This is a genomic window from Gammaproteobacteria bacterium (assembly GCA_016200485.1).
Taxonomy (GTDB): Bacteria; Pseudomonadota; Gammaproteobacteria; order Tenderiales; family Tenderiaceae; genus JACQEP01.
The window spans coordinates 1-17,719 of the sequence record JACQEP010000015.1; the positions used below are offsets into that span (position 1 = coordinate 1).

The window sequence follows — 17,719 nt, forward strand, 5'->3', positions numbered from 1 at the left end:
CTATCAGATTCATCACTCGGGTAAAGTTATAAGCCCAAGCCATAAGACTCCACTCACCCCTCACTTTGTTCAAACCACGTAACAGAAAATGGTCCCAGCCTGCTCGGCGTTTGAGTGTGCCGAAGGGGTGTTCCCCTGATGCTGATCTCTGCCGCATGATGCCCGGATGCTTTACCATGTACTCAAGGTGCGCAGCAAGTACCTCTTCATGCTCACCCCTCGAAATCCGCCGATTCTTACTCTTCGGTGAGAGACATTGCTCACGAATAGTACAATGGCGACAATCGGACTTCAGGCTAGCGTAGCACTGTTGCCATTGGTTGTTTTGGTAGTGGGGTTTACTTGTCGGTTTCAACACGCATTCAGTCGGGTAGGGTGCGCTGCGCGCACGCGGGCTGCAAAAATCGCGTGCGCATGGCGCACCCTACCGAAATGATAAGCGGGCAAGTCCCTTGGGCCAGATTCATGAATCGCCCCTACGATTTATGGCCAATAGCGCGTATCATAGGCGTTGGAGTTGGCCGAACAGTCGCTGTGCCTAACGGCATGGAGGAAAGTCCGGGCTCCATAGGGCAGAGTGCCAGGTAACGCCTGGGAGGTGTGAGCCTACGGAAAGTGCCACAGAAAATATACCGCCTGTCTCGCAAGGGGCCGGTAAGGGTGAAAAGGTGCGGTAAGAGCGCACCGCGCCGGTGGTAACACTCGGCGGCACGGAAAACCCCACTCGGAGCAAGACCAAATAGGGAAACATAGGCGTGGCCCGCGCTGTTTCCGGGTAGGTCGCTTGAGGTTCGCGGTGACGCGTGTCCCAGATGAATGGCTGTTCTCGACAGAACCCGGCTTACAGGCCAACTCCAAATTTAATACTGCTTTATCACAGAGACACAGAGCGCACAGAGTGATTTCAGGTGGGCGCAGGTCTCTGTATTCAGTGAAATCGATTAAGTCCGCGCCACAAAATCTCTGTGTTTTCGGTGTCTCTGGGGTGAATTATTGTTTTTATCTCATGACGCCAGCGCTCAAAAGGCGTCAATTTTTTAACATGGTGGTTTAGCAGTCCTTCCCAAGCGCCTGATTTGCTTCCGTTCTCCGTTTTTTTCAACGCAAAATAAATTACCTTTCAGCTATGCGTGAATTCGCTAAGTCACTGTCATTAAAGAAAGATTTTCCCTTTCAGGGGGTAAAAATTCTTGACAGGTGGGCAGATGAATTCCTATAGTGTTAAGAAGTGGGTGAAAGTGGTCGATAGTGGGATAGACGGGGATAAATTGGGAGACCGTACTTGTTCCGTGGGGTAAGCGCCATCATTGTGGATGCCAAGGGGCGGATGGCGGTTCCGGCGAAGTACCGGGATCGTTTGCAGGAGTGTTGCGCCGGTCGTTTGGTGTTGACGGTCGATCTCGATCGTTGTCTGTTGTTATTTCCAGAACCCGAGTGGGAACAGTTCGAGCGCAAGCTCGTGCGCTTGCCAACATTGCAACCGCGCGCGCGGCGTTTGCAGCGTTTGTTGCTGGGCCATGCTTCGGAATTGGAGTTGGATAGTCATGGCCGGATTTTGTTGCCGGCGTTGCTGCGTGAATATGCAAATTTGGATAAGCGAGTCGTGTTAGTCGGGCAAGGTGCCAAATTTGAGTTGTGGAACGAGCAGACGTGGAATGAACGGCGTGAATCCTGGTTGGCGGAAGAAGCGAGTGCCGCCGGGGATCTGTCCGCTGAACTGGAATCGTTGTCGTTTTGAAGCAGGGGGGCGCTGAATTCGAGCACCGCCCAGTCATGCTGGAGGAAGTGGTGGAGGCGTTACAGCTCAAGGCGGGAGGCAACTACGTTGACGCGACCTTTGGTCGTGGCGGCCACGCTGCGGCCATTTTGCAAAAGCTGGGTGCCGGCGGACGCTTGATCGCGATTGATAAAGATCCGCAAGCAGTAGCGGCGGCACGCATCCAATTCGCCGATGACAAGCGATTTACAATTTATCATGGCAGCTTTTCCGATTTGCGTGAAGTGGTTCATGAGTCTGAGTTGGAAGGGCAAATCGATGGCATCCTGCTTGATCTGGGCGTTTCTTCGCCGCAACTGGATGATGCGGCGCGTGGATTTAGTTTTATGCGCGATGGGCCGCTCGATATGCGAATGAATACCTCGCGTGGGCAAAGCGCGGCTGCGTGGCTGGCAGTAGCGGGTGAAGGTGAGATTGCGCGTGTATTGCGTGAGTTGGGTGAAGAGAAATTTGCAAAGCGTATCGCCCGCACCATTCTCCAGGCGCGCCAGGAAGCACCGATCGATACCACGGGTCGCCTGGCGGCGGTAATCTCGGCGGCCATTCCGACGCGGGAGCGGGACAAGCATCCGGCGACGCGTAGTTTTCAGGCGATCCGTATCTACATCAATCAGGAATTGGAAGATTTACAAGCTTGTCTTGGTCAGGTTGTCGACGTGTTGCGTGTGGGTGGTCGGTTAGCGGTGATCAGTTTTCATTCCTTGGAAGATCGCATTGTCAAAAATTACATGCGTGATGAGGCGCGTGGCGACGATTTTCCGGAAGATTTTCCGGTGACGGCAGATCAATTAAATCCACGTTTGCGGTTAGTGGGTAAAGCAGTGCGGGCAGGAGAGGCAGAGGTTGATGCTAATCCCCGTGCGCGCAGTGCCGTGCTGCGTATTGCGGAGAAAGTTTAATGGCAGCGCTGCGGGCAACGGCGCGCCAGTCTCAATCGCCCTGGCTGTGGCCGTTGTTGGTTGTGATGGGCGTGGCTGTGTTGTTGTCGGCGCTGACGGTGGTGTACGCCAAATTCAAGAGTCGGACCCTGTTTTCTGAGTTGCAGGCGTTGCAGGCAGAGAAGGATGGTCTTGATGTTGAGTGGGGACAATTGCAACTGGAGCAGAGCACCTTGACTGCGCATGGGCGGATTGAGGGCATTGCCCGGAGTCGCCTTGGATTGACGTTGCCAACGCAGAAACAGGTGGTGATTGTCAGGCGATGAACAAGTTTGAGCCAAAATTATTTCAATTGCGGCGTTGGTTTCTGCTGGGCCTGGTGTTATTGGCGGCGGCGGGGTTGGTGTGGCGTGCTCTGTATTTGCAATGGATGAATAAAGAGTTTTTGCTGAATCAGGGCGATGCGCGCCATTTGCGGGTGATTGAATTGGCGGCAACACGGGGAATTATTTTTGACCGCAACGGTGAGCCGTTGGCAATCAGTACGCCAGTGGATTCAATCTGGGTAAACCCTAAGGCCTATCTGGGTCAGGTCAAGCCAAAGTCAGAAGCGGCGTTGTCGGGTTTATTAGAGATAAAGAAGGATGAGTTGCGTCGCCGGATTAAGGCGCGCGGCAGCCGTGAATTTGTCTATTTGCGGCGCCATGTGGCGCCTGAATTGGCAGACAAGGTTGCAGCGCTGGAAGTGCCAGGCGTGCATTTGCAACGTGAGTATCGCCGCTATTACCCCACCAGTGAAGTGACAGGGCATGTTGTTGGTTTTACCGATGTCGATGATGGTGGCCAGGAAGGTATGGAATTGGCCCTTGATTCGCAGTTGCGCGGCGTCAATGGCGCCAAGCGCGTGTTAAAAGACCGTCTCGGTGAAGTGGTGGAGGATGTCGAGCATATTGCCGATCCACAACCCGGGCATGATGTCACGCTCAGTATCGACCGTCGGGTGCAATATCTTGTTTATCGTGAGTTAAAGGCGGCGGTGCAGGCAAATGATGCGCGCTCGGCATCGGCTGTGTTGTTGGATGCCAGCTCGGGTGAAGTGCTGGCGATGGTCAATCAGCCTACCTTTAATCCAAATAATCGCGACACCTTGAAAAGTGATTACTACCGGAATCGTGCGGTGACAGATGTATTTGAGCCGGGTTCGACGGTCAAGCCATTTACCGTTGCGGCGGCGCTGGAGGCGGGCAAGATCAAGGCTAATACGTTGATCAATACAGGGCCGGGGTATCTTCAGTTGGGCCGTTATACCATTCGCGATGCGGTCAATTACGGCACGATTGATGTTACGACTATTCTGCAAAAATCCAGCAATATCGGCGCCAGTAAAATTGCGTTGACGATGCGCCCCGAGCAGTTGTGGAAAGGATTTTCGCGTGTCGGATTCGGCATGAGGAGCAGCAGTCAGTTTCCGGGTGAGGTAGAAGGCAAGGTCGGCGACTACAGTCATTGGCATGATGTGCAGCAAGCAAGTTTTTCTTACGGCTATGGTCTTTCAGTAACGGCGCTGCAATTGGCGCGCGCGTACTCGGTGTTGGCTAATGATGGCATGCTCAAGCCGGTTTCATTTGAAAAGCTTGAGAGGACGTCTGAGGGTGTGCAGGTGATGGACGCAAAGGTGGCAGTTCAAGTGCGGAGCATGCTGGAAAGTGTTGTTGCCGATGCGGGTACAGCCCGGGCGGCGCGCGTCGATGGCTATCGAATTGCGGGTAAGACCGGAACTGTGCACAGGATGGATAATAACGGTTATGCCGATGATCGTTACAGTTCCCTGTTTGTAGGTATGGCGCCAGCATCACGTCCGCGGCTGGTGATGGCGATCGTGATACATGATCCACAGCGCGGTGAATATCATGGCGGAACGGTTGCGGCACCCGTGTTTGCGCGGGTGATGACGGGTGCACTGCGGCTGTTGGATATTCCGCCAGACAATTTGCCAGCACCGGAATTGCGGCAGGCGGCTACTGAGTCCGCGCCGGCATTTGGCAGCGGATTGATCAAGACGGCGGCAGTGGGAGGCGTGCATTGATGGTACAGCCAAAACTGCTTTCCGATTTGTTACGAGGTTTGATTGCTGCATCTGTGCCCGTAGTGACGGTGACGGGGTTGGCCCTGGATAGCCGTCAGGTGCAACGCGGCGATGTGTTTTTGGCGCTGGCCGGTGTGCAGGCGCGTGGCCATGAGTTTATTGATTCGGCGATCGAAAACGGCGCCGTTGCGGTGCTTTATGATGCGGACAGCGGCGCTGTAAATGCGGGCTGCAAAGTGCCCTGTATAGCAGTGGCGGGTTTGGCACACAAGGTAGGAATAATCGCCGAGCGTTTCTTTGACGAACCTTCGCGTGAGTTGTTTATGGTGGGGGTCACCGGCACCAATGGCAAGACTTCATGCACTCAATTTCTGGCGCAGGCTTATCACGATGATGCGCCCTGCGGTGTCATCGGCACGATTGGCAATGGTTTTTATGGCGCGCTGGATGTGGCAAGTCACACGACGCCGGATGCGGTGAGTCTGCATCGTTTATTGCGTCAGCTGCGTGATCAGGGGGCGACACGGGTAGTGATGGAAGTGTCATCCCATGGTCTGGATCAAGGACGTGTGGCGGGTGTCAATTTTAATGTCGCTGTTTTTACCAATCTCAGTCGCGATCACCTGGATTATCACGGTGACATGGCGGCTTATGGCCGTGCCAAGAGTCGTTTGTTTTCCTTGCCCGGACTGCGTTGGGCAGTGATCAATACCGATGATGCATTTGGTCACAGTTTAGTGGATGAAATTCCGGAGTCTGTAGGTGTAGTGACTTATGGCATGGAAGAGCCCGGCGTGCTGCGTGGTGATCGCATTCAAGGACAGTTGATACGTCTTGATCGTCAGGGGTTGGTGTTGGCGGTGGATACGCCCTGGGGTCAAGGCATGATCAAAAGTCCATTGCTGGGGCGGTTCAATGCCAGTAATTTGCTGGCCGTGTTGGGTGCCTTGCTGGCGAGTGGTATCAAGTTCGAGACAGCGGTGCAGCGTTTACAGCGGTTAAATACAGTGCCGGGGCGCATGGAGCACTTTGGTAAAGAGGGGCAGCCTTTGGTGGTGGTGGATTATGCCCACTCACCTGATGCTTTGTATCAAGTGCTGACCACTTTGCGTGAGCATTGCGCGGGCAAGTTGTGGTGTGTGTTTGGGTGCGGAGGTAATCGTGATCGTGGCAAGCGGCCGCTGATGGGCGAGGTGGCGGAGCAATATGCAGATCAAGTAGTGATTACTAACGATAATCCGCGTCGCGAAGATCCGCAAATGATCATCGATGAGATTCGCAGTGGTATGAAACATTCAAAGACGGTGACCGTGATTGCGGATCGCGCATCTGCAATCGCACACGCTGTGCGGCAGGCGGGTATCGATGACGTGGTGCTGATTGCAGGCAAGGGGCATGAAGATTATCAACAAATAGGTGACGTGCGACATCCGTTTAGCGATCGTGCTCAGGTACAGGCTTTGCTGGGGATGGCCGCATGAGTGAAGTGATGATGACCCTGGCGCAAGCAGCGCGGTTGTTGGATCTGGCGCCACCGAGGGTGGATGTGAATATTACGGGTGTTTCCACGGATAGCCGCAGTGTGAAGGCAGGCGAGCTGTTCGTGGCGCTGACCGGTGACCGGTTCGATGGTCACGATTTTCTGGTGCAGGTGCAGGAGAAGGGCGCGGTTGCGGCGTTGGTCTCGCGGCACGTTGCCGGCGTGTCATTGCCGCAGCTGGTGGTAGATGACACGCGACTGGGGTTGGGTCGCCTGGCAGCAGGCTGGCGCGCCGGCTTTAAAGGGATGGTTGTTGGCTTGACCGGAAGTAATGGCAAGACAACAGTTAAAGAAATGATTGCGTCAATTCTGTCGCAGACGGGTTTTGTTCTGGCAACACAAGGCAATTTGAATAATGACATCGGGGTGCCTCTGACTTTATTCCGATTAAATCCGGGTGTGCATCGTAGCGCCGTGATCGAAATGGGTGCCAATCATCTCGGTGAGATTGCCTATTTGACTAGTTTGGTGCGCCCTGATATCGCGCTAGTGAATAACGTGGGGACTGCGCACATTGGTGAGTTTGGTGGTCTTGAGAATATCGCGCGCGGCAAGGGCGAAATCTGGCAAGGGTTGGCACAAAATGGCGTGGCAGTCATCAATGCGGATGATGATTTCGCCAACTATTGGCGGGGACTGGTAAAAGGACATCGAATTGTCACTTTCGGCGCGCGGCAGGCTGATGTGAGTGTGGCCGTAGAGAAGGGATGGTTGATTGAAAACGGTCGTATCCAGAATCGTTTTGTGATCAAGACCCCCCAGGGTGAAGTTGAAGTTGCCTTGCACTTGGCGGGACACCATAACGTTTTGAACGCGCTTGCAGCAACGGCGTCTGCATTGGCAGCGGGCGCAACTCTGGCGCAGGTCAAGGTGGGTTTAGAAAGTATGCAGCCAGTCAAAGGACGGCTTCAGCCGCAATTGAGCCGTTGGCAGCAAATGGTGATTGATGATACCTACAACGCGAACCCCAGTTCGGCGGCGGCGGCGATTGATGTTTTGGTGCAGTTGGCTAAACAAACAATATTCGTGCTCGGGGATATGGGTGAATTGGGGTCTGAATCACTGCAGTTGCATCATCTGGTGGGGGAGCATGCGCGTCAGCGTGGCGTGACGCGTTTTTATGGCACAGGCTCTTACAGTAAGGAAGCGGTTCGCGCCTTTGCGGGCGATGGATTCTGGTTTGAGACTCAGGCGGCGTTGATTGAGGCATTGGTGAAAGATTTGGCGCAGGCGGGTAGTGAGGTTGCAGTGTTGGTCAAAGGCTCGCGCAGTGCGCGAATGGAAAATGTTGTGGCGGCATTGGTGACGGGGACGGTTTCGGCGCAAGGCGGTGGTAGTTCCGGTGCGTCTCCGGCGCGAGCAGTAGGAGGAGTTTAGGGTGTTACTTTATCTAACGGATTGGCTGGCGCAGTACTACAAAGGGTTCATGGTGTTTCAGTACCTTACCCTGCGGGCGATACTCGGGGTGCTGACGGCGCTTGCCATCTGTTTCATGATTGGGCCGGCAATGATCCGCAAGCTGAGTCAATATAAAGTGGGACAGCAAATTCGGGAGCTGGGTCCACAGAGCCATTTTAGCAAGGCGGGCACGCCGACGATGGGGGGGGCATTGATATTGGTATCCATCGCGATCAGCACATTGTTGTGGGGAAATCTTGCCAATCGATATCTGTGGGTGGTGTTAATCGTCACACTGCTCTACGGTGTGATCGGTTTTTATGACGATTACAAAAAGCTGGTGCTGAAAGATTCGCGCGGGTTGGCGGCGAAATATAAATATTTGTGGCAATCTGTGATCGGGTTGGCGGCGGCGGTATTTCTCTATACTACGGCACAAACACCCGCCGAAACACAGTTGCTCATCCCCTTCATGAAGAACACGGCGATTGATCTTGGGTTGATGTACATACTGCTGGTTTATTTTGTGGTTGTCGGGACCAGCAATGCGGTGAATCTTACCGATGGTCTGGACGGTTTGGCGATTTTGCCTACGGTAATGGTGGCGGGTGCGCTGGGGATTTTTGCCTATGTTACCGGTCACATTAAATTTGCTGAATATCTTGGAATTCCTCATATCAACGGTGTTGGCGAGGTAGCCATTTTTTGCTCGGCCATCGTCGGCGCGGGGCTTGGTTTCCTTTGGTTCAATACCTATCCTGCCCAGGTGTTCATGGGTGATGTTGGTGCGCTTGCTTTAGGCGGGGCGCTGGGCATCATTGCAGTGACTGTGCGTCAGGAATTGATCTTGTTTGTAATGGGTGGCGTGTTTGTGATGGAGACAGTCTCCGTGATCATGCAGGTTGTGTCATTCAAATTAACCGGCAAGCGCATCTTTCGTATGGCGCCCATACATCATCACTTCGAATTAAAAGGCTGGCCGGAGCCGCGAGTTATTGTTCGGTTCTGGATTATTACGGTCATTTTGGTATTGATTGGATTGGCATCATTGAAGATCCGTTGATGGGGAGAGGCTATGGGACTGACGGCATTGAGCGAGACGCGAGTCATGGCGAGTGAGGCGGTGAAAACTGTGATCATCGGCCTGGGAAAAACAGGCCTGTCTTGTGCGCGTTATTTAACCGCGCAGGGTTACGATATCACGGTGGTCGATAGCCGCAAGGAACCCCCTGGTTTGGAAGTCCTGAAAACTGAATTGCCGCATATCCCAGTGATTCTCGGTAGCTTCGAGCCGGCCGTTTTGGCAAAGGCGGAGTTATTGGTGATCAGCCCCGGTGTCCCGCTTAATCAGCCGGCGATTGCCGAGGCCGTCGCGCGCGGTGTGCCGGTGGTGGGTGATATCGAATTATTTGCTCAGACGGCCACTGCCCCTGTGGTGGCGATTACCGGATCGAATGGGAAGAGCACGGTCACAACACTTGTATATGAAATGGCGCGTCAGGCGGGGCGTAATGTCCGCGCTGGCGGCAATCTTGGTACTCCGGCTTTGGATTTGTTGCAGGATCATGAACCTGATTTATATGTGCTGGAGCTATCAAGCTTCCAGCTTGAAACCACCCATAGCTTGAATGCTGTTGCAGCAACGGTCTTGAATATCAGCCAGGATCATCTGGATCGTTATCAAGATATGGATGAATATATCGCTGCCAAATATCGCATCTTTCAGGGCGGTGGCGTAGTCATTATTAATCTAGATGACCCTGTGGTAAATCAATGGCAACTCCCGGGGCGGAACTGTTTGCGTTTTGGTTTGAAAGAGCCTGAGTTGGGCAGCGATTTTGGGTTGCGCCAATATCAGGGGGAGTCGTGGCTGGCGCAGGGCAATGAGCTATTGATGCCGCAGAAAGAATTGCGTATCGCCGGGATGCATAACGTGGCAAATGCGTTGGCTGCATTGGCCTTGGGCGCGGCGATTGGTCTGCCGTGTGCGGCGATGATTGAAACACTGCGTGTTTTTAAAGGGTTGCCGCATCGTTGCCAGTGGGTAGCCGAGCAGGAGGGTGTTACCTGGTACAACGATTCAAAAGCCACCAATGTCGGTGCAGCTGTCGCGGCGATTAACGGCATGCCGGGCAAAGTGGTGTTGGTGGCCGGTGGTTTAGGTAAAGGCCAGGATTTCCGCCCCCTGCAACCCGTGGCGGCAGATAAATGTCGGGCCGTTATTTTGATAGGTAAAGATGCGCCGCAGTTGAAAGCGGCGCTAGGTGATGTAGTGCCGGTGTTTTTCGCAGCGAATCTGGGCGAAGTAGTGGCCAAAGCGCGAACCCTGGCGCAGCCGGGCGATGCCGTGTTGTTATCGCCAGCCTGCGCCAGCTTTGACATGTTTAGTGGTTATGAAGATCGTGGCGAACAGTTTGCAGCGGCCGTACTGAGGACGTTGATGTGACTGTGATGAGCATTACCCAAAAGCTGGCGGCGATGAACTGGGGTTCCAGAACGGAAACCTCGCGTCTTGGATTCGATCCGTGGCTGGTGGGCACTATTGTTTTGTTGCTGGCCTTGGGGTTGGTGATGGTGAGTTCTGCATCATTGCATTTATCGGAGCGCCAGTTTGGGGATCCCTGGCATTACACCATCAGACAACTGGCGTTTATTGGAATGGGTGTTGGCGTGATGCTGATAATCGGCCGCATGCCATTTGCCTTCTGGGAACGGATCGCCCCCGCGCTCTTGATTGCGGGTATCGTGATGTTAGCGTTGGTCTTGCTACCTGTTCTGGGACGGGAAGTTAACGGCGCTAAGCGCTGGCTGAATCTGATTCTTTTTAAGCTGCAAGTGTCAGAGCTGGTGAAGTTGTTTGTGATTATTTATCTGGCGGGATATCTGGTGCGGCGTGGGGATGAGCTGCGTGCCTCGGTAAAAGGTTTTGTGAAGCCGCTGGCCTTGCTTGGCGTTATCAGTGTCTTGTTGTTGTTGGAGCCGGACTTCGGCGCGACGACGGTCATTATGCTGACGGCGCTGAGCATGATTTTTCTCGCGGGTGTCCGGCTCTGGCAATACGGTGTGTTGGCGTCGCTGGTGGCGATGATTCTGGCGGTATTGGCTTTTTCATCGCCGTATCGTGTGCAGCGGCTGACCACTTTTCTTGATCCTTGGGCCGATCCCTTCGCCAGCGGTTTTCAATTGACACAGGCATTGATCGCTATCGGTCGCGGTGAGTGGTTTGGTGTTGGTCTCGGTGCCGGGGTACAGAAATTATTCTACCTGCCCGAGGCGCACACCGATTTCGTGTTCTCGGTATTGGCAGAAGAGCTTGGATTCATCGGTTCGGTATTGGTGATCGGTCTGTTTGTGATGCTGGTATTTCGTGCTTTTGCCATTGCGCGGCGGGCGGAGCAGGTTGGGGCGTATTTTATTGCCTACGTCGTGTATGGCGTAGCCTTGTGGATGGGTTTGCAGGCGTTTGTGAATATTGGCGTCAACATGGGTGTATTACCAACCAAGGGTTTGACATTGCCGCTGATGAGTTATGGTGGCAGTAGTGTGATTGTCAGCTGCGCAGCAGTGGCATTGTTGTTGCGCGCCGATCGTGAAACGCGGCAGATGGGGCGGCAGTCGGCGCGGGAGATGCTGCGATGACGGCCTGTGTCTTAATCATGGCAGGTGGTACGGGTGGCCATGTGTTTCCAGGGTTGGCAGTGGCTGACGAGTTGCGTGCCCGTGGTGTCGATGTCGTGTGGCTCGGTTCGCGCGGTGGGATGGAAGCGGAATTGGTGGCAAAGGCCGGTGTCGAGATGGAGTGCATCTCAATCAGCGGTCTGCGCGGCAAGGGAATCGGCGGCTGGCTGCTGGCGCCGTTTCGTTTGGCGACGGCATTGATACAATCGCTGGCCGTGATTATGCGCCGCCGTCCGGCAGTGATCTTGGGTATGGGCGGCTTTGTGGCGGGACCGGGTGGCGTGATGAGCTGGTTGCTGCGCAAACCCTTATTGATTCATGAACAGAATGCGATTGCCGGGTTGACCAACAAGTTATTGGCGAAGCTGGCCACCAAGGTGCTTGAGGCATTCCCCGGGACGTTTTCTGCAAGGGAAAATGTGATCGAGATTGGTAATCCGGTGCGTGCTGTGATTGCTGCATTGCCTGAGCCCGCAGTGCGTTTGGCGCAACGTCCTGCCCGTCTGCGATTGTTGATCGTCGGTGGTAGTCTCGGCGCGCAGGGATTGAATGAAGTTGTGCCACAAGCCGTTGCGAAAATGGCGCCAGAATTACGGCCGGAGATTTGGCATCAGGCAGGCAAGCGCAATATCGATGCCACGTGCGCGCAGTATCAAACTCTGAATGTCGAAGGTCGCGTTGAGCCGTTTATCGATGATATGGCTGCGGCGTATGGCTGGACAGATCTGGTGTTGTGTCGTAGCGGCGCGCTTACAGTATCTGAACTGGCGGCGGCGGGTGTGGCGGCAGTATTAGTGCCATTTCCGTTCGCCGTCGATGATCATCAAACGGCGAACGCAGCGTATCTCGCCAATGCGGGCGCCGCAATACTCGTCCAGCAGCGTGATTTGAGTGCAGCAGGGTTACAGGCTTTGTTGGAAGAATTTGCACGCGATTGCCAAACAGGCCGTGAACGGTTGTTGGCAATGGCGCAAAATGCGCGCCGCAAGGCAATGCCCAGTGCAGCGACACGGGTAGCGGATATTTGTTTGGAGGTGGCGCGTGCTTAATAAGGGAATGCGTCGGATTAAGCATATCCACTTTGTCGGCATCGGCGGTGCCGGTATGTCGGGGATTGCCGAGGTGTTGCATAACCTTGGCTACCGCGTTTCAGGCACCGATCTTGGTCAAAGCGCGACCACGCAGCGCTTGCAAAAAATGGGTATTGAAGTGGCCATCGGCCATGAAGCTAAGCACATTGCCGGTTGCGATGCGCTGGTGACATCCTCGGCCGTGACAGAAGATAACCCTGAAGTTGTCGCCGCGCATGAGCATCGAATCCCCGTTGTGCCGCGTGCCGAGATGCTGGCCGAATTGATGCGCTTCCGTTATGGCATCGCCGTGGCGGGGACGCACGGCAAAACAACGACGACCAGTCTGGTTGCCAGCGTGCTGGCAGAGGCCGGGCTTGATCCGACGTTTGTCATCGGTGGTCGTCTCAACAGCATCGGCGCCAACGCCCGTCTCGGTGGCGGTGAATATCTGGTCGCCGAAGCAGATGAGAGCGATGCTTCATTTTTATATCTGCAGCCAATGATCTCCATCGTCACCAACATTGACGTCGATCATATGAGCACCTATGGCGGTGATTATGGTCGCCTGCGCCAGACCTTCATCGATTTCCTGCATCACTTGCCGTTTTATGGGCTGGCGGTGTTGTGCATCGATGATCCGGGTGTGCGCGAGATTCTCGATCTCTGCGGCCGGCCGATGATTACCTACGGTTTTGCAGAAGATGCGGATTTGCGGGCGGTGGACGTCCGTCACGACAAGTCGGCGACGACGTTCAATGTAATTCGTGCCGATCGCAAAGATCCGATGGCGGTGACCTTGAATTTGCCCGGCCGTCACAACGTGCTCAACAGCTTGGCGGTGATCGCCGTGGCACACGAACTGGGTATCAGCGACGATATTATCGTGCGCGCCTTGGCCAATTTCCAGGGGATCGGCCGTCGTTTCCAGATCAATGGCGAGATTCAAACTGCCAAAGGCAAGGTGATGCTGGTCGACGACTACGGTCATCATCCGCGCGAAGTGGCGGCAACGGTGGCTGCAATTCGTGCCGGTTGGCCGGGACGGCGCATCGTTGTCGCCTTCCAGCCGCATCGTTATAGCCGCACCCGTGATTTGTTCGAAGATTTTACCGTCGTGCTGTCTGAAATCGATGTACTGCTACTGCTGGAAGTGTATCCGGCCGGCGAAGCACCGATTCCCGGCGCCGATTCGCGCAGTTTGTCACGCGCAATTCGCGCGCGTGGCCAGGTCGATCCCGTGTTTGTCGAATCGCCGGATGAAATGGCGGCCACCTTGCTCGGTGTGATCAAGGATGGCGATATCGTGCTGACTTTGGGCGCAGGCAACATCGGCGCCGCCGCTGCCAAACTGGCAGCGAATCTGGCGGGAGGCAGCGCATGATGGCGGCGCAGAAGAATGTGCTTCGCGGCGTAATCAAATATCACGAGCCGATGGCGCGGCACACCAGCTGGCGTACTGGCGGTCCGGCCGATCGTTATTATGAGCCGGCTGATCTCGCCGATTTGTGCGAATTTTTGCAGCAAACGCCCGCTTCTGAGCCGGTGATGTTTGTCGGATTGGGCAGCAATTTGCTGGTGCGCGATGGTGGCATACGCGGCACAGTGATCATGACCAGTGGCTTATTAAATGAGATCTCATTGCTGGAACCCGGACTGGTGCGCGTCGAGGCCGGTATTGCCTGTGCCAAGGTGGCGCGTTTTTGCGCACGTCAGGGGTTGGTCGGTGTTGAATTTTTGGCCGGAATTCCCGGCACCATGGGCGGCGCGCTGGCGATGAATGCCGGTGCCTTTGGTGGCGAGACCTGGCCGCATGTGGTGGCGCTTGAGACTATTGATCGTAGTGGCGCACGGCATCAGCGCGCCCCCGCTGAATACGACATCAGTTATCGCCATGTGCGTGGACCCGCCGGTGAATGGTTTGTGGCCGCACATTTACGTCTCCAGCCGGGGGATACTGAGGCCAGCACCGCTCACATCAAATCATTGCTGGAAAAACGTTCGGCCACGCAACCGATCGGCTTACCCAGCTGTGGTTCCGTGTTCCGTAATCCGCCGGGTGATCATGCCGCGCGTTTGATCGAGATCAGCGGACTCAAGGGTACCCGGATCGGCGGCGCCATTGTCTCGGAAAAGCACGCCAATTTCATTATCAATACCGGCACCGCCACGGCGGCCGACATCGAAGCGCTGATCGAAAAGGTCGCCGCCGAGATCGAGCAGCGTCATGGGATTCGTCTGGTGAAGGAAGTTCATATCGTCGGGGAGGCGAAATAACGCGATGAACGCATTGCAGTCAAGCAAAATCAAAAATGCAAAGGACTTTGGCCGGGTCGCCGTCTTGTATGGTGGTTTGGCTGCCGAACGTCCTGTCTCCCTCAAGAGCGGCACGGCGGTATTGGCTGCGCTGCTGGCGAAGGGCGTCGATGCTGTGGGTGTCGATGTCGGCAATGATGTCGTTGAGCAATTGCAACGCGGTCATTTCGATCGCGCCTTCATTGTGCTGCATGGTCGTGGCGGCGAGGATGGCGTGATGCAGGCGGTGCTGGAGATGCTAGGCATCCCCTATACCGGCAGTGGCGTGATGGCCTCGGCGGTCACGATGGACAAGTGGCGCACCAAGTTGTTGTGGCAGGCGGCAGGGATTCCCGGTGCGCGCTATACCATGCTCAATGAAGAAAGCGATTTTGACGCAGTGATCGAGCAGCTCGGTTTGCCCTTGTTTGTCAAACCGGCGCGCGAGGGTTCCAGTATTGGTGTCGCCAAGGCGAAGACGGCTGCTGAATTGCGGACGGCGTACGAAGCGGCGCGCCAATATGATGATCTGGTGCTGGTGGAAGAATTCATCGCCGGCAAGGAAGTGCAATTCCCGATTCTCGACCGCCAGGTATTACCCTCGATTCGCATCGAAACGCCCTGCGAATTCTACGATTACGAGGCCAAATATATTCGCAACGATACGCGCTATACCTGTCCCGGTCTGCCTCCGACCGAAGAACAGGCGCTGCACGAGATCGTCTTGCGTGCCTTCGATGTGGCGGGCTGTCGCGGTTGGGCGCGCGTCGATTTGATTATCACGCCAGACGGTAAACCCTATTTTCTGGAGATCAACACCGTGCCCGGCATGACGGATCACAGTCTGGTGCCGATGGCAGCGCGCACGGCAGGCATCAGTTTTGAAGATCTGGTGTGGCGGATCCTGGAGACGAGTCTGTGAAATTATTTCGACGCCGCGATCAAGGACGGCCTCAGGCGAGCAGTCGCCCCCGTGCTGACGCCCGTCCTATTGTAACTACCGGTCTGACATGGCTGGTGCGCGGCGTATTGGCGACGGGAGCGCTAGTCGCGGTGATCGGTGGCTGGCAGTTGCTGACCAATCCTGAAATTCTGCCGATGCGCCAAGTCATACTTGAGGCGCCGCTCAAGAAAATTTCGGCGCAGGAGGTGTATCAGGTGGTGCAACCGCTGGCCCAGGGTGGATTCTTTAATGTTGATGTTGCGTCGATTACCGGGGCAGTGGCGACGTTACCGTGGGTTGATCATGTCACCGTGCGCCGTGTCTGGCCTGATGCACTGCAAGTGACCGTGATCGAACAGCAACCATTGGCGCGCTGGTCGGAGGGTGGCTTGGTTAATGTCCGTGGTGAACGTTTTTTGCCTGATCCTGCCAGCTATCCTGAAGGTTTACCCGAGTTGACGGGGCCTGAAACCACGATTGCGCAAATGGCAATGCTGTTTAAAGGCGTTGAAGCACCATTGCAGAATTTGGGTGTTGCGGTAAAGCGCATGACACTGACGCCGCGCCGCGCCTGGGAGCTGGAACTTAACAACGGGATTCGTATCGTAGTCGGCCGTGCCGATGCCGAGATGCGTTTGCAACGCCTGGTTCGCTTCTATCCGGAACTCGCGGCGCGCGCAGATAACGTGCAGCAAATCGATATGCGTTACACAAATGGATTCGCTGTGAAATGGCGACACTTGCCACAAGCGTGAGATTAATGTAAAGAATGAAAAACTGGAGAATGTTTTAAGATGTCACGAAAGTCGGACAAGAATTTGATCGTAGGACTGGACATCGGTACCTCCAAGGTCGTCGCCATCGTTGCCGAGATTACGGCGAGCGGCGAAATGGAGATCATCGGCTTGGGTTCGCATCCCTCGCGCGGTCTCAAAAAGGGAGTGGTCGTCAATATTGAATCCACCGTGCAGTCGATCCAGCGTGCCGTCGAAGAAGCCGAGTTGATGGCTGGTTGCGAGATCCATTCGGTATACGCCGGTATCGCCGGTAGTCACATTCGCAGTCTCAATTCCCATGGTATCGTCGCCATCCGTGACACCGAAGTCGCTGCCGCCGATGTCGAGCGCGTGATTGATGCCGCCAAGGCCGTCGCAATCCCCGCCGATCAACGCATCATTCACGTCATCCCGCAAGAATTTATCATCGACAAACAGGAAGGCATCCGCGAGCCCGTCGGCATGTCCGGCGTACGGCTCGAAGCCAAGGTTCATATGGTAACCGGCGCCGTCAGCGCCGCCCAGAACATCATCAAGTGTGTGCAACGCTGTGGGTTGGAAGTCGAAGACATCATTCTGGAACAGATTGCCTCCAGTCATGCCGTGCTCACCGAAGACGAGCGCGAGCTGGGTGTGTGCCTGGTCGATATCGGCGGCGGTACCACTGACATTGCCGTCTTCACCGATGGCGCGATTCGTCACACTGCCGTGATCCCGATTGCCGGTGATCAGGTCACCAACGATATCGCCGTTGCGCTACGCACGCCAACCCAATTCGCCGAAGATATCAAGATCAAGTATGCCTGTGCGCTGACGCAACTGGCCAGTCCGGATGAAACCATCGAAGTCCCCGGTGTTGGCGATCGTCCTTCGCGGCGTCTGGCACGCCAGACCCTGGCCGAAGTGGTTGAGCCGCGCTACGAAGAACTGTTGACGCTGGTGCAAGCCGAATTGCGGCGTAGCGGGTTTGAAGATCTCGTTGCCGCCGGCATTGTGCTGACGGGCGGCAGTTCCAAGATGGAAGGCGTGATCGATCTGGCGGAAGAAATTTTTCATATGCCCGTGCGGTTGGGCGTGCCGCAACACATCTCCGGTTTGGTGGATGTGGTGCGCAACCCGATCCATGCCACGGGCGTCGGTTTGCTGTTTGTCGGCAGGCAACAACGGTTTGAACGGGGTGGAGAATCATTTATGGGCAGCAGCGCCAAAGGGGCGTGGGGGCGGATGCGGGGCTGGTTCAAGGGAAATTTTTAGTTTTTGGTTTAGGGATGTTTTTAG

At 55.3% G+C, this 17,719-nt stretch carries 16 protein-coding genes and 1 other RNA gene; 16 read left to right on the forward strand and 1 reads right to left on the reverse strand.

The window, feature by feature from the left end; translation table 11 throughout:
• Positions 1-355: transposase (locus HY272_09675; GenBank protein ID MBI3772955.1), on the reverse strand; the 355-nt coding region annotated here is incomplete at its 3' end.
• 158 nt (positions 356-513) lie between these two features.
• On the opposite strand from HY272_09675, the gene rnpB reads away from it, so the two are divergent.
• From rnpB to ftsA, 16 genes are all read left to right on the forward strand, one after another.
• Positions 514-860, forward strand: an RNA gene (gene rnpB / locus HY272_09680) — RNase P RNA component class A.
• A gap of 422 nt (positions 861-1,282) precedes the next feature.
• A complete protein-coding gene (mraZ, locus tag HY272_09685) occupies positions 1,283-1,738 on the forward strand; it encodes a division/cell wall cluster transcriptional repressor MraZ (protein MBI3772956.1) in 456 nt (151 codons plus the stop codon).
• Positions 1,739-1,773: 35 nt separating this feature from the next.
• Positions 1,774-2,676, forward strand: coding sequence for a 16S rRNA (cytosine(1402)-N(4))-methyltransferase RsmH (gene rsmH, locus HY272_09690; protein MBI3772957.1), 903 nt, complete (start codon positions 1,774-1,776; stop codon positions 2,674-2,676).
• Positions 2,676-2,981 carry a cell division protein FtsL gene (ftsL, locus tag HY272_09695; GenBank protein ID MBI3772958.1) on the forward strand — a complete coding sequence of 102 codons (306 nt, stop codon included), beginning with the start codon at positions 2,676-2,678 and terminating at the stop codon, positions 2,979-2,981. Before rsmH ends, ftsL begins: the two co-directional genes overlap by 1 nt.
• Positions 2,978-4,741 (forward strand): penicillin-binding protein 2, encoded by a 1,764-nt coding sequence (locus tag HY272_09700; protein ID MBI3772959.1) that lies wholly within the window; start codon positions 2,978-2,980, stop codon positions 4,739-4,741. Before ftsL ends, HY272_09700 begins: the two co-directional genes overlap by 4 nt.
• Positions 4,741-6,222 carry a UDP-N-acetylmuramoyl-L-alanyl-D-glutamate--2,6-diaminopimelate ligase gene (locus tag HY272_09705; protein MBI3772960.1) on the forward strand — a complete coding sequence of 494 codons (1,482 nt, stop codon included), beginning with the start codon at positions 4,741-4,743 and terminating at the stop codon, positions 6,220-6,222. Before HY272_09700 ends, HY272_09705 begins: the two co-directional genes overlap by 1 nt.
• Complete coding sequence (gene murF, locus HY272_09710) at positions 6,219-7,658, forward strand: UDP-N-acetylmuramoyl-tripeptide--D-alanyl-D-alanine ligase (GenBank protein ID MBI3772961.1); 1,440 nt, start codon at positions 6,219-6,221, stop codon at positions 7,656-7,658. The genes HY272_09705 and murF overlap by 4 nt, the downstream gene beginning before the upstream one ends.
• A gap of 1 nt (position 7,659) precedes the next feature.
• A complete protein-coding gene (locus HY272_09715) occupies positions 7,660-8,742 on the forward strand; it encodes a phospho-N-acetylmuramoyl-pentapeptide-transferase (protein MBI3772962.1) in 1,083 nt (360 codons plus the stop codon).
• Positions 8,743-8,787: 45 nt separating this feature from the next.
• Complete coding sequence (locus tag HY272_09720) at positions 8,788-10,125, forward strand: UDP-N-acetylmuramoyl-L-alanine--D-glutamate ligase (GenBank protein MBI3772963.1); 1,338 nt, start codon at positions 8,788-8,790, stop codon at positions 10,123-10,125.
• Positions 10,126-10,157: 32 nt separating this feature from the next.
• Positions 10,158-11,318, forward strand: a complete 1,161-nt coding sequence (gene ftsW, locus HY272_09725; protein MBI3772964.1) for a putative lipid II flippase FtsW — start codon at positions 10,158-10,160, stop codon at positions 11,316-11,318.
• On the forward strand, positions 11,315-12,406 hold the full coding sequence (gene murG / locus HY272_09730; protein ID MBI3772965.1) for an undecaprenyldiphospho-muramoylpentapeptide beta-N-acetylglucosaminyltransferase: 1,092 nt from the start codon (positions 11,315-11,317) through the stop codon (positions 12,404-12,406). Before ftsW ends, murG begins: the two co-directional genes overlap by 4 nt.
• 7 nt (positions 12,407-12,413) lie before the next feature.
• A complete protein-coding gene (gene murC, locus HY272_09735) occupies positions 12,414-13,811 on the forward strand; it encodes a UDP-N-acetylmuramate--L-alanine ligase (GenBank protein MBI3772966.1) in 1,398 nt (465 codons plus the stop codon).
• Positions 13,808-14,704 carry a UDP-N-acetylmuramate dehydrogenase gene (murB, locus tag HY272_09740; protein MBI3772967.1) on the forward strand — a complete coding sequence of 299 codons (897 nt, stop codon included), beginning with the start codon at positions 13,808-13,810 and terminating at the stop codon, positions 14,702-14,704. The genes murC and murB overlap by 4 nt, the downstream gene beginning before the upstream one ends.
• Before the next feature lie 4 nt (positions 14,705-14,708).
• Entirely contained in the window at positions 14,709-15,644 is a 936-nt protein-coding gene (locus tag HY272_09745) for a D-alanine--D-alanine ligase (protein ID MBI3772968.1), read from the forward strand.
• Positions 15,641-16,420 (forward strand): FtsQ-type POTRA domain-containing protein, encoded by a 780-nt coding sequence (locus tag HY272_09750; protein ID MBI3772969.1) that lies wholly within the window; start codon positions 15,641-15,643, stop codon positions 16,418-16,420. The genes HY272_09745 and HY272_09750 overlap by 4 nt, the downstream gene beginning before the upstream one ends.
• Before the next feature lie 39 nt (positions 16,421-16,459).
• Positions 16,460-17,695 carry a cell division protein FtsA gene (gene ftsA / locus HY272_09755; GenBank protein ID MBI3772970.1) on the forward strand — a complete coding sequence of 412 codons (1,236 nt, stop codon included), beginning with the start codon at positions 16,460-16,462 and terminating at the stop codon, positions 17,693-17,695.
• Positions 17,696-17,719 lie beyond the last annotated feature (24 nt).